Here is a 12,418-nt window from a genome sequence, read left to right as displayed (position 1 = left end):
GGGGCCGGCCGGGCTTCTGACGAGGCACAACACCGCCTCATGGGTGAGACATTGGTCTATACCCCTGGGAGTTATCCACAGGTCTGGTGAGCCGCGCCCGGATCCGCGTACGGTGCAGGGCATGAAGATCCTCATCAGCGCCGACATGGAGGGCGCGACGGGTGTGACCTGGCCCGCCGACGTCCTGCCGGGCACACCGCAGTGGGAGCGCTGCCGCTCGATGTTCACCTCGGACGTGAACGCGGCGGTGCTCGGCTTCTTCGACGGCGGCGCCGACGAGGTGCTCATCAACGAAGCGCACTGGACGATGCGCAATCTGCTGCTGGAGCAGCTCGACGAGCGCGCCGAGATGCTGACGGGCCGTCACAAGTCGCTCTCCATGGTGGAGGGCGTCCAGCACGGCGACGTCGACGGCATCGCGTTCATCGGCTATCACGCGGGCGCCGGCATGGAGGGCGTCCTCGCCCACACCTACCTGGCGAACCAGATCACGGGCGTGTGGGTGAACGACGTGCGCGCGAGCGAAGGCTTGCTGAACGCGCACGTGGTGGCCGAGTACGGCGTCCCCGTCGTCCTCGTCACCGGCGACGACCACGCCTGCGACGACGCGCTCGGCTACGCGCCCGAGGCCCGCAAGGTCGCCGTCAAGGACCACGTCTCGCGGTACGCGGCGGTGTGCCGCACCCCGGCGCGGACGGCCGCCGACATCAGGGCCGCCGCCGAGGACGCCGCCTCCCTGGCGGTGCGCCACGAGCCGGTGCGGGGCGGCCCGTTCACCGTCGAGGTCGAGTTCGACGCCGAGCACCTCGCCATGGCGTCGACCGTCGTGCCGGGCGTGGAGCGCGTCGGCGAGCGCAGGATCGAGTACACCCACGAGACCATGTACGAGGGCATCCGCACCTTCAAGGCGGTCACCACGATCGCCTCGGCCGCGGTGGAGGAACAGTATGGCTGAGCAGACCGCAGGGACCGGGACGATCGCCGAAGTGGACCAGCAGGCCCTCGACGAGGTCGTCACCTTCACCTCCGAGCTGATCCGCATCGACACCACGAACCGCGGCGGCGGCGACTGCCGGGAGCGCCCCGCCGCCGAGTACGCGGCCGCCAAGCTGGCCGAGGCGGGCCTGCGCCCGACGATCCTGGAGCGCACCCCCGGCCGCGGCAATGTCGTCGCCCGGATCGAGGGCACCGACCCGACCGCCGACGCCCTGCTGGTCCACGGCCACCTGGACGTCGTACCGGCCGAGGCCGTCGACTGGAGCGTCCACCCGTTCTCCGGGGAGGTCCGCGACGGCGTGGTCTGGGGCCGCGGCGCGGTCGACATGAAGAACATGGACGCGATGATCCTCGCGACCGTACGGCAATGGGCCCGCGTCGGATTCCGGCCGCGGCGCGACATCGTCATCGCCTTCACCGCGGACGAGGAGGCCAGCGCCGAGGACGGCTCCGGCTTCCTCGCCGATCGGCACGCCGACCTCTTCGAGGGCTGCACCGAGGGCATCAGCGAGTCCGGCGCCTTCACCTTCCACGACGGACGGGGCACGCAGCTCTATCCGATCGCGGCGGGGGAGCGCGGCACCGGCTGGCTCAAGCTCACCGCACGCGGCAAGGCCGGCCACGGCTCCAAGGTGAACCGGGCCAACGCGGTCTCCCGGCTCGCCGCCGCCGTCGCCCGCATCGGCGACCACCAGTGGCCCCTGCGGCTCACCCCGACCGTGCGCGCCGCCCTCGCCGAGATGGCCGCCGTGTACGACATCTCCGCGCCGGACTTCGACGCGCCCGGCTTCGACATGGACGCGCTGCTCACCGCGCTCGGACCGGCCGCCGACCTCGTCGCGCCGACCGTGCGCAACAGCAGCAACCCGACGATGCTGTCCGCCGGATACAAGATCAACGTGATTCCCGGCGAGGCCACCGCACACGTCGACGGCCGCTATCTGCCGGGCACCGAGGACGAGTTCCGGGCCACCCTCGACCTGCTCACCGGACCGGACGTCGACTGGGAGTACCACCACCGGGAGGTGGCCCTCCAGGCACCGGTGGACTCGCCCACCTACCGCACGATGCGTGCCGCGGTCGAGGCGTTCGCCCCCGAGGGCCACGTCGTCCCGTACTGCATGTCGGGCGGTACGGACGCCAAGCAGTTCTCCCGGCTCGGCATCACCGGCTACGGATTCGCCCCGCTCAAGCTCCCCGAGGGCTTCGACTACCAGGCGCTCTTCCACGGCGTCGACGAGCGGGTCCCGGTGGAGGCACTGCACTTCGGCGTGCGCGTCCTCGACCGGTTCCTGCGGACGGCCTGAACCCGTGGAACAGAAGCCCGAAGAACAGAAGACGGACTAGGAAAAGATGGCGGACGCGAAGAACATGGGGGCCTCAGAACCAATGGGGGGCGGGGACGACATGGTGCAGACCCAGGCGTACGGCTCCTGGCCGTCGCCGCTGGACGCGGCGCTGGCCGCCGCGCACGACGGGCAGCCCGAGTACGTCGGGTTCGTCGGCGACGAGGCCTGGTGGACCGAGCCGCGGCCGGCCGAGGGCGGCCGCAGAGCGCTGGTGCGGCGCAGGCCGGACGGCGCCGAGGAGTCCGTGCTGCCCGCGCCGTGGAACGTGCGCAGCCGTGTCATCGAGTACGGCGGCCGCCCCTGGGCCGGCGCCGAGCGCCCCGAGGGACCCCTGCTCGTCTTCGTCGACTTCGCCGACCAGCGGATGTACGCGTACGAGCCCGCCGTGCCCGAGCGGGCCCCGCGCCCGCTCACCCCGGTCTCCGACATCGGCGGCGGACTGCGCTGGGTCGACCCGCAGCTCCACCTCGACCGGGGCGAGGTCTGGTGCGTCCTGGAGGAGTTCACCGGGCAGGGCCCGAGCGACGTGCGACGCGTGATCGCCGCCGTGCCGCTCGACGGCTCGGCGGCCGAGGACCGCGGCGCGGTGCGCGAACTCACCGACGATGCTCACCGGGCTCACCGGTTCGTCACCGGCGCCCGGCTCTCGCCCGACGGCCGGCGCGCCGCGTGGCTGGCCTGGGACCACCCGCGGATGCCGTGGGACGGCACCGACCTGCTGCTCGCGGAGGTCACCGACGACGGCACGTTCGGTCCCGCGCGGAGCGTCGCGGGCGGCACCGAGGAATCCGTCTGCCAGGTGGAGTGGGCGCCCGACGGCGCCCTGCTGTTCTCCAGCGACCGCGGCGGCTGGTGGAACCTGTACCGCATGGAGATCGCCGCCGGGCCCGCCCCCGGCGCCACCCCCGGCACGCCCGCGCTGCTCTCCACCACCCACGGACTGTGCCCCCGCGAGGAGGAGTTCGGCGGCCCGCTGTGGAAGATCGGCCTGAGCTGGTTCAAGCCGCTCGACGCCGGTCTGATCGCCGTCGTGCACGGCGTCGGCGCCACCTCGCTTGGCATCCTCGACCCCGCGACCGGCGAAGTCGTCGACGCCGCGGGCCCCTGGACCGCCTGGGCCTCGTCGCTCGCCGTGCACGGCACCCGGGTCATCGGCGTCGCCGCGAGCCCGCGCACCGGAACCGAGGTCGTCGAGCTGGACACCAGCACCGGACGCACCCGCGTGATCGGCTCCGCGCACGCCGACCCCGTCGACCCTGCCTACTATCCCGAGCCCCAGATCCGCACCTTCGAGGGCCCCGACGGCCGCGACATCCACGCCCACATCTACCCGCCGCACAGCCCCACCCACGCCGCCCCCGACGACGAACTCCCGCCGTACGTGGTCTGGGCGCACGGCGGCCCCACCGGACACGCGCCCCTCGTCCTCGACCTGGAGATCGCCTACTTCACCTCGCGCGGCATCGGCGTCGCCGAGGTCAACTACGGCGGCTCGACCGGATACGGCCGGGAGTACCGCAACCGGCTGCGCGAGCAGTGGGGCGTCGTCGACGTCGAGGACTGCGCGGCGGTCGCGCTCGCCCTCGCCGACGAGGGCACCGCCGACCGCGGCCGGCTCGCCATCCGCGGCGGCAGCGCCGGCGGCTGGACCAGCGCCGCCTCCCTGACCAGTACGGACGTCTACGCCTGCGGCACCATCAGCTATCCGATCCTGGACCTCACCGGCTGGGCCGAGGGCGAGACCCACGACTTCGAGTCCCGCTACCTGGAGACGCTGATCGGCCCGCTCGCCGCCGTCCCCGCGCGGTACGCCGAGCGCTCCCCGTCCGAGCACGCCGATCGGCTCACCGCCCCCTTCCTGCTCCTCCAGGGCCTCGACGACGTGATCTGCCCGCCCATCCAGTGCGAGCGGTTCCTCGCCCGGATGGAGAGCGAGGGGCGGCGCGTCCCGCACGCGTACCTCACCTTCGAGGGCGAGGGCCACGGGTTCCGGCGCTCCGACACCATGGTCCGCGCCCTGGAGGCCGAACTCTCCCTGTACGCGCAGGTGTTCGGCCTGCACCCGACGGGGATCCCGGCCCTGGAGCTGACCAAGTGACCCAGCCCCTGACACGCCCGGCCCGCCTCACCCCCGGCGCCCGGGTCGCCGTCGTCGCGCCGAGCGGGCCGGTTCCCGAGGACCGGGTCCAGGCCGGTCTCGACATCCTGCGCGGCTGGGATCTGGAGCCGGTCCTCGCGCCCCACGTCCTCGACGTGGACGACCGGTTCGACTACCTCGCGGGGACCGACGCCGACCGCGCCGCCGACCTCCAGCGTGCCTGGTGCGATCCCGAGGTGGACGCGGTGCTCTGCGCCCGGGGTGGCTACGGCGCCCAGCGGATGGTCGACCTGCTCGACTGGACGGCGATGCGGGCCGCGCGGCCCAAGGTGTTCGTCGGGTACAGCGACATCACCGCGCTGCACGAGGCGTTCGCGGTGCGGCTCGGGGTGAGCACGCTGCACGGGCCGATGGTGGCCGCCGCCGACTTCCTCAAGAGCGCCCGCGCGCAAGAGCATCTGCGGGCGACGCTGTTCGAGCCGGAGACGGTTCGGGTCGTCGCCGCTCCGGGCGGGGGCCGGGTTCTGGTGCCCGGCGTCGCCCGGGGGGTCACGCTCGGCGGATGCCTGTCGCTGCTCGCCGCCGACCTGGGAGCGCCGTTCGCCCGGCGCTCGGCCCGGGGCGGGCTGTTGTGCCTGGAGGACGTGGGCGAGGAGACGTACCGCCTCGACCGGTATCTGACCCAACTGCTGCGCGCGGGCTGGTTCGAGGGGGTCTCCGGGGTGCTGCTCGGGTCCTGGGCCGAGTGCGACGATCCGGGTCTGGACGCGCTGCTCACCGACCGGCTCGGGGGGCTCGGGGTTCCCGTGGTCGACGCGTTCGGGTTCGGTCACGGGGACGATGCGCTGACCGTTCCGTTCGGGGTGGCCGGTGTGTTGGATGCCGGGGCCGGCGTTCTGACCCTGGACGAGCCGGCTCTGAGCTGATCTCGCGCCCCTTGGGGCATGCGCTTCGCGCAGCCTCCCCTGGACGAGCGGAGCTCGTTTCAGGGGCGCGGGGAACTGCGCGACCAGCCACCGCTCACCCGTCACGCGCCCAACTACCGGACGCCCCTTCACAGAAAATCCCGGTGCACGTGGATTGACCGGTAACTGACACGCGTCACACGATGACCCCGCCCGCGTACTTACCGGTCGGTAAAACGTCACCGTGGAGGTCGTCACACCGTGCCAAGATCCCGCGCCACCCTGCTAGCCAGTGTCAGCGCCGGCGCCATCGCCGCGCTGACCCTGACCACCGCCCCGGCCCACGCGGCGCCGCCGACCGTGACCGACGGCCCGTACACCGTCTCCGCGCTGAAGTTCACCGTCGACACCGGTGACCGCACCTGCACCGTGGACGCCGACCTCTACCGGCCCGCCGGAGCCGACGCCGCGCACCCGGCACCCGCCGTGCTCACCACCAACGGCTTCGGCGGCAACAAGTCCGACAGCACCGGCGACACCGCCAAGGCCTTCGCCCAGCGCGGCTACGTCGGACTCGCCTACTCGGGGCTCGGCTTCGGCAAGTCCGGCTGCCTGGTCTCCCTCGACGACCCGCGCATCGACGGCAAGGCCGCCTCCGCCCTCGTCGACTTCCTGGCCGGCACCCGCGCCGCCGACGACGGCACCACCGTCGACTACGTGACGACCGACAAGAAGGGTGACCCGCGGGTCGGCATGATCGGCGGCTCCTACGGGGGCGCCGTCCAGCTGGCGACGGCCTCCGTCGACCACCGGGTCGACGCGCTCGTCCCGCTCATCACGTGGAACGACCTCGCCTACTCGCTCGACCCGCAGAACGCCGCGGACCGTTCCGTGCCCGGCGTCTTCAAGTGGCAGTGGACCAACGGCTTCTACCTGATCGGCGAGGGCCAGCCGCTGCTCTCGCCGTCCCTCGACCCGTCCCGCATCAACAAGCTGACCTGTCTGCACTTCGTCGACGACGCCTGCGAGACGATCCGCACCCTCAACTCCGGCGCGTACCCGGCCGACAAGACGGCGGCCCTGCTCGCCTACGCGCGCAGCGTCTCCCCGGTGACGTACCTGAAGAGCGTCCAGGCGCCCACCCTGCTCGTCCAGGGCCAGACGGACACCCTGTTCAATCTGAACGAGGCCACGGCCACGTACGACACCCTTCGCGAGCAGGGCACGACGGCGAAGATGATCTGGCAGTCGTGGGGGCACAGCGGCGGGCTCACCGATCCGGCCAGTGGCGAGCTGAACCTGTCCGAGGGCAACCTGGAGACGAGTTACGTCGGGCGGCGCGTCCTCGCCTGGTTCGACCGGTACCTCCAGCAGAAGCAGGGCGTCGACACCGGACCCGCCTTCGCCTACTACCGCGACTGGATCGGCGACCCGGACCACACCTACGGCACCGCCTCCGCGGTCCCCGCGCCGACCCGGAAGCTGTACCTGTCCGGCGACGGCAAGCTGGTCGACAACCGCGCCAAGGTCGCCCGCGGCAGCCGCGAGTACCGCAACTGGCTCATCCCCACCAGCCACTCCGAGTCCTCGCTCGCCGGGACGATCGGCCTGCCCGACCCGGCCCCGCGCGACACCAGGGGCACCTACCTCGACTGGACCACCGAGCCGTTGACCGCGGCCACCGACGTCGTCGGTTCCCCGAAGGCCACCCTCAAGGTGATCTCCCCGAAGACCGAACGGGTCCAGAACTCCGGCGACGCCGCCGACAAGCTCGTCCTCTTCGCGAAGCTCTACGACGTCGCGCCCGACGGCACGAAGACACTCGTGCACCGGCTCGTCGCGCCCGTGCGGGTCCCCGACGTCACCCGCCCCTTCACCGTCACCCTCCCCGGCATCGTGCACCGCTACGAGCAGGGGCACCGCATCCAGTTCGTGATCGCCGCGAGCGACGACGCGTACGGCGGCAACAAGGGCATCAAGCCGGTCACCGTCACCAGCGCCCCCGAGGACACCGGGACGGTGGAGCTGCCGGTCGTTCCGTAGACCGCCCGGGCGGTCCGTCACCCGTACGGGCCCTCGGCCGGTGCGGGATGGCCGCCTCCCCGCACATGCTGGGCGGGGAGGCGGCGACGGCCTCCGGGGACACCGACGGAAGGACGACCGATGAGCCCGAAGGACACCGCGAGCACCGCGAAGAGCGGGGGCTCCAGTGCGTTCACGCCGGCGAGGATCGGGATGCTGGTCCTCTTCGTCCTCCTGCTGGTCTTCATCTTCGAGAACACCCGGCACGTGAAGATCCGCATGATCATCCCCGAGGTGTCCATGCCGCTGTACCTGGCCCTGCTGATCACCGCGGTCATCGGCGGGATCTGCGGCGGCTACTTCGTGGCGCGGCGGGGACGCAGGTGACCGCGCAGGTGATGACCCGGGCCGTGCGGCGACGCGTGGCGACCGTGACCGCGGGGGCGGCCCTCGCCCTCACCGTGTCGGCGGGCGCCGCCGTCGCGGCCGACGGCCAGCGGATGCCGGAGCTGCGCGGGCGCGGCCTGATGCACGTCTTCTCGACGGTCGACTACCGCACCCGGGTCGACGTGAAGGACGTCAGCGGCCAGAAGCGGCACGTGCTGTGGCCGATGAGCTGGAAGGTGTGCAGCCAGTACCCGGCCGTGGGCCGCACCATCGGCGACGAAGGGGTGCGCGTCGGTGTCGTCAAGAACGGCGAGAAGTGTCCCCGGGCGGCCACCGTCTAGCCGCTTCGTAGGCTGGGCCGATGACCGATGATCATTCCTTTGCCGCCGAAGGCGCTCGGGTGGGCATCCGCCCCTTCGCCCTCACCGACGCCGACGAGTTCGTCGCACGCTCGCGCGAGAGCCGCGCACTGCACCGGCCCTGGCTCTTCCCGCCCGACAGCACCGACGCCTACGCGCGCTACGCGGGCGGGCTCATCGACGATCCGGCCAAGCACGGGTTCCTGGTGTGCGAGCGGGACGGCGGGGCCATCGCCGGGTTCATCAACATCAACAACGTGGTGCAGGGCGGCTTCCGAAGCGGCGCCCTCGGCTACGGCGCCTTCGCGCACGCCGCCGGGCGCGGGCTGATGTCCGAGGGGCTCGCCCTCGTGGTCCGGCACGCGTTCGGACCGCTCGGCCTGCACCGCCTGGAGATCAACGCGCAGTCGGCGAACACGGCCTCGATCGCGCTGGCCCGCCGCGCCGGGTTCCGGCTCGAAGGGTTCTCGCCGGACTTCCTCTTCATCGACGGGGCCTGGCGCGACCACGAGCGGTGGGCGATCACCGCGGAGATGGTGCGCGGTCCCGGGGCCGCTACCGCCGCGACTTCCGGTTGACCTTCATGGTGTCCATGTCGGTCACCGTCCACCGCAGCCCGCCGTGCCCGTAACCGCGTTCCCGCAGGTACTCCTCGGCCTTCTCCTCCGCGAGCGCACCCGCCATCTCGTCGCCGTCGTCCGGGTCGGACTCGATGACGTAGCGCAGGGAGAAGGCCTTGAGCGTGCGGTCGTACGCGAGTGAACCCTCGGGCCCGAAGCGCATCCCCGCGATGCCCTCGTGCTCGGCCACCTCGGCGAGCAGCCGCTCCCTGGCGTCGGCGGTGAGGCCGTCGAAGGTGGCGCGGACGATGACGCGGTAGGTGTGGTTCTCGGCCATGACGGGTCGTGCTCCTCGGGTGGCGGGTGCCGGGATCTCGCCCGGGCGTCCGGAAGCCGTCAGCGTACGTCGATCAGCGGGCGGGGCGCCCGGAATATCGGCGCCGGCGGCCTTTGCGCAATCCTGACCGGAGCAGCCCCTGGCCAGCTCGCCGATGACGCTGTTCCATGGTCATCGGGGCGGGCGGCGCCCCCTGGCGACGAGAGGCTCCCCCATGACCGAGATCCGCCGTGAGGTGCTGACGCTGCCGGGCGCGCCGGTGGGCCCCGTGAACCCGCTGCCGCCGCTGCGGCCCCTCGACGAGACGCACGAACTCGACGAGCGGACCAGGGCGGGCCTGCCGCTCGACATGGCCAGGCAGGTCGGCTACCGGCCGCTGCGCAGCGTGCTGCCCGAGCGGATACGCGACGGGTACGGGCGCGCGCGGGCCCCGCTCGACCTCGACGCGATCGTGATCGAGAACGAACGGCTGCGGGTCACCGTGCTCCCCGGCCTCGGCGGCCGCGTCGCCTCCCTGTTCCACAAGCCGAGCGAGCGCGAACTCCTCTACCGCAACCCGGTGCTGCAGCCCGCCAACTTCGCGCTGAACGGCGCCTGGTTCTCCGGCGGCATCGAATGGAACATCGGCGCGACCGGCCACACCGCCCTGTCCTGCGCACCCCTGCACGCCGCGCGCGTCACCGCCCCCGACGGCGGTGAGATGCTGCGCCTGTGGGAGTGGGAGCGGCTGCGCGACCTGCCGTTCCAGGTGGACCTGTGGCTGCCCGACGACTCCGACTTCCTGTACGTGGGCGTGCGCGTGCGCAACCCGCACGAGAAGGCCGCACCCGTGTACTGGTGGTCCAACATCGCCGTACCGGAGGAGCGCCGGGTGGTCGTGCCCGCGGACGAGGCCTGGCACTTCGGGTACGAGCGCACGCTGCGCACCGTGCCGGTCCCCGACCACGACGGCGTGGACCGCACCCGGCCGCTGAACAGCGGCTACCCCGCCGACTACTTCTACGAGGTGCCCGACGGGCGGCGCCGCTGGATCGCCGCCCTCGACGACACCGGACACGGGCTCGTGCAGACGTCGACCGATCTGCTGCGCGGCCGGAAGCTGTTCGTGTGGGGCTCGGGACCGGGCGGCCGGCGCTGGCAGGAGTGGCTGACCGAACCCGGTACCGGCGGCTACGCGGAGATCCAGGCCGGGCTCGCCCGCACCCAGCTGGAGCACGTACGCCTCGAGGCCGAGGGCGAGTTCAGCTGGCTGGAGGCGTACGGCCCGCTCAGCACCTCGCACGAGCCGGCCGGGGAGTGGGGCGCCGTGACCGACGAGGTCGAGCGGCGCCTGGCGGAGGCGCTGCCACGGGCCGACGTCGACGCCGCCCACGAGGCGTGGCGGACCGCGGTCGCCGACGCCGAACCGGGCGAACGGCTGGCCGTCGGATCCGGCTGGGGTGCGCTCGAACTGCTGCGCACCGGCTGGAAGTTGCCGGGCACTCCGTTCGACGAATCGACGCTGGGCGAGGCGCAGGTCCCCTGGCGCGAGCTGCTGGACAGCGGGGACTTTCCCGAGCAGCGCCGGGTCGGCCCGCCGGGACCGACCCTCGTGGCCCCGGCCTGGCGCGACATGCTGGAGACGGCACCGGCCCGCCCGCTGTCCGAGTACCACCTCGGCGTCGCCCAGTGGCACGCGGGGGACCGGGCGCAGGCCGTGCGCAGTTGGGAGCGTGCCCTCGAACTGGCCCCGTCCGAATGGCCGTTGCTGCGCTGCCTGGCCGTCGCCGACGAGGAGGGCGGACATCCCGAGCGCGCCGCCGACCGGTACGCGGCCGCCTTCGACGACCTGTGCGCGGAGCGGCGGCACGACGGGGAGACGTGGGTGGCCGCCACCGCGGCCCTGGGGCGCGAGGCGATCGCGGCGCTCCTGGCGGTGGGACGGGTGGAGGCGGCCCGCGCGGTGTGGACCCGGCTGCACGAGAGCACGCGCGAGCAGGGCCGATTCAGGCTGATCGAGGCCCAACTGCTCGCCGACGAAGGGGACATGGCGGGGGCGCGGACCGCCTTCGACGCCGGGTTCGAGGTGGCGGACCTGCGGGAGGGCGCGGAGTCGATCGGCGCGCTGTGGGAGACGGTGGCACCGGGCGAACCGCTTCCGGCACGCCACGACTTCCGGATGCGCCCGGGGACCCCGGACGGATCCTAGGCCTCTTCGCCGAAGAGGGACTTGAAGGCCACCGCGCGGCTGTCGCGGACATGGAGCAGGGTGCTCGCGGCGGCCGACTCCGCGTCGCCCGCCGCGATGCGCTGGTACATGTCCGTGTGCTGGGCCCGCATGTGCGCCGGTTCCGCGCGCAGCCCGAACACCAGCTGCAGCTGCCAGCTCAGCTGATCCATCGTGCGGGACAGCAGCGGATTGCCGGCGAGGGCCACGACCTCCTCGTGGAACGCCGTGTGCGCGGCCACCTCCTGCGTGCCCTCGGCGTCGTCCGCCGCCCGCTCGGCCCGCTCCAGGCATCCCAGCAGCGTGTCGAGGCCCGGCGGACGTCCGGGTGCCGCGTCCGCCACGGCGCGGGCCGCGAGCCGCGACGCCTGGACGGCCAGGGGTTCCCACACCTCGTACAGATGCCGTACGTCGTCCCGCTCCAGGCTGCGGACCCGGACACCGCTGTGCGGCAGCAGTTCGAGCAGCCCCTCGGCGACGAGCGCGCGCAGGGCCTCGCGCACCGGGACGCGGGACATCTCCAGCTCCTGGGCGACCTCGCGCTCGACGAGGCGTGCCCCCATCGGGTACCGGCGGTCGACGATGCGCTGCCGGAGCGCTTCGCGCGCCTGCGCGCTCAGGGACGTACGCCCCTGTCCCACCGGCTGTCCCACCGGCTGTCCCGCGGGTGTTCCGCCACCGCTCGCCGTCACCTGCACCGTTCCACCGTCCCAGCGTCCTCACCCGTCGTGCTCCGGCCGAGGATACGTGGGCCGGGCCGCCCTCACCCTTCGGCGGGCGCCTGCCGGTCGACGTACTCGAAGACGGATCCGTCGGGGTGCAGCGCGATGAGATTGCGGCCTCCCGGGCTCGGCACCGGGCCCGCGAGGACCTTCGCGCCGGACGCGGTGAGCAGGGCGTACGCCTCGTCGACATCGGGCACCGCGATCGTGGCCGCCACCTTGCGCAGCACGTCCAGCTCCGTCGCGGGACCGCTCATCAGCAGGAAGCAGCCGACCGCGGCCACCGAGACGCCGCCACGCTCGAATCGCATCGCTCTGCTGCCCGTCAGGCGCTCGTAGAACGTGACCGTCGACTCCAGCATCGCCGGATCGGCGACGCAGACGCGCAGCGTGGTGCCCAGGATCTCCATGGCTTGGCCCGTGCCACCTCTCCGACCGGCTCTCTTCGGGCTTGCCACGATTTCATGATTGCCGCGC

Annotated in this window: 12 protein-coding genes; 9 read left to right on the top strand and 3 right to left on the bottom strand. The window is 72.7% G+C overall.

The features are described 5' to 3' along the window. The first annotated feature begins 121 nt into the window (after positions 1–121). The 8 genes from ABT127_RS06050 (at position 122) to ABT127_RS06015 (ending at position 8,694) form a co-directional block, all read left to right on the top strand. Positions 122–955, top strand: a complete 834-nt coding sequence (locus ABT127_RS06050; RefSeq protein WP_351445038.1) for a M55 family metallopeptidase — start codon at positions 122–124, stop codon at positions 953–955. Beyond that, positions 948–2,303, top strand: a complete 1,356-nt coding sequence (locus tag ABT127_RS06045; RefSeq protein WP_351445036.1) for a M20/M25/M40 family metallo-hydrolase — start codon at positions 948–950, stop codon at positions 2,301–2,303. The genes ABT127_RS06050 and ABT127_RS06045 overlap by 8 nt, the downstream gene beginning before the upstream one ends. A gap of 100 nt (positions 2,304–2,403) precedes the next feature. Then, on the top strand, positions 2,404–4,443 hold the full coding sequence (locus ABT127_RS06040; RefSeq protein WP_351445034.1) for a prolyl oligopeptidase family serine peptidase: 2,040 nt from the start codon (positions 2,404–2,406) through the stop codon (positions 4,441–4,443). Continuing rightward, a complete protein-coding gene (locus ABT127_RS06035; protein WP_351445032.1) occupies positions 4,440–5,369 on the top strand; it encodes a S66 peptidase family protein in 930 nt (309 codons plus the stop codon). Before ABT127_RS06040 ends, ABT127_RS06035 begins: the two co-directional genes overlap by 4 nt. Before the next feature lie 240 nt (positions 5,370–5,609). Further along, entirely contained in the window at positions 5,610–7,391 is a 1,782-nt protein-coding gene (locus ABT127_RS06030) for a CocE/NonD family hydrolase (protein WP_502971640.1), read from the top strand. Positions 7,392–7,511: 120 nt separating this feature from the next. Further along, complete coding sequence (locus ABT127_RS06025; RefSeq protein WP_351445030.1) at positions 7,512–7,757, top strand: LapA family protein; 246 nt, start codon at positions 7,512–7,514, stop codon at positions 7,755–7,757. Further along, positions 7,754–8,098, top strand: coding sequence for a hypothetical protein (locus ABT127_RS06020; RefSeq protein ID WP_351445028.1), 345 nt, complete (start codon positions 7,754–7,756; stop codon positions 8,096–8,098). Before ABT127_RS06025 ends, ABT127_RS06020 begins: the two co-directional genes overlap by 4 nt. 20 nt (positions 8,099–8,118) lie before the next feature. After that, positions 8,119–8,694, top strand: a complete 576-nt coding sequence (locus ABT127_RS06015; RefSeq protein WP_351445026.1) for a GNAT family N-acetyltransferase — start codon at positions 8,119–8,121, stop codon at positions 8,692–8,694. Here the strand turns inward: ABT127_RS06015 and ABT127_RS06010 are convergent. Next, the gene (locus tag ABT127_RS06010; RefSeq protein ID WP_351445024.1) at positions 8,672–9,013 is read right to left on the bottom strand and encodes a DUF6204 family protein; all 342 of its coding nucleotides are present in this window, start codon (positions 9,011–9,013) and stop codon (positions 8,672–8,674) included. The two genes, ABT127_RS06015 and ABT127_RS06010, sit on opposite strands and share 23 nt — an antisense overlap. Before the next feature lie 214 nt (positions 9,014–9,227). On the opposite strand from ABT127_RS06010, the gene ABT127_RS06005 reads away from it, so the two are divergent. Next, positions 9,228–11,201 carry a DUF5107 domain-containing protein gene (locus ABT127_RS06005; RefSeq protein WP_351445022.1) on the top strand — a complete coding sequence of 658 codons (1,974 nt, stop codon included), beginning with the start codon at positions 9,228–9,230 and terminating at the stop codon, positions 11,199–11,201. Here the strand turns inward: ABT127_RS06005 and ABT127_RS06000 are convergent. Together ABT127_RS06000 and ABT127_RS05995 are read right to left on the bottom strand one after the other, a co-directional pair. Further along, a complete protein-coding gene (locus ABT127_RS06000; RefSeq protein ID WP_351445020.1) occupies positions 11,198–11,872 on the bottom strand; it encodes a GntR family transcriptional regulator in 675 nt (224 codons plus the stop codon). The two genes, ABT127_RS06005 and ABT127_RS06000, sit on opposite strands and share 4 nt — an antisense overlap. Before the next feature lie 110 nt (positions 11,873–11,982). Further along, positions 11,983–12,351 carry a VOC family protein gene (locus ABT127_RS05995; RefSeq protein WP_351445019.1) on the bottom strand — a complete coding sequence of 123 codons (369 nt, stop codon included), beginning with the start codon at positions 12,349–12,351 and terminating at the stop codon, positions 11,983–11,985. Between the last annotated feature and the right edge of the window lie 67 nt (positions 12,352–12,418).

The organism is Streptomyces sp. NPDC001904, assembly GCF_040297005.1.
In the GTDB taxonomy this organism is placed as follows: domain Bacteria; phylum Actinomycetota; class Actinomycetes; order Streptomycetales; family Streptomycetaceae; genus Streptomyces.
This window is presented reverse-complemented; position numbering and strand designations above follow the sequence as displayed.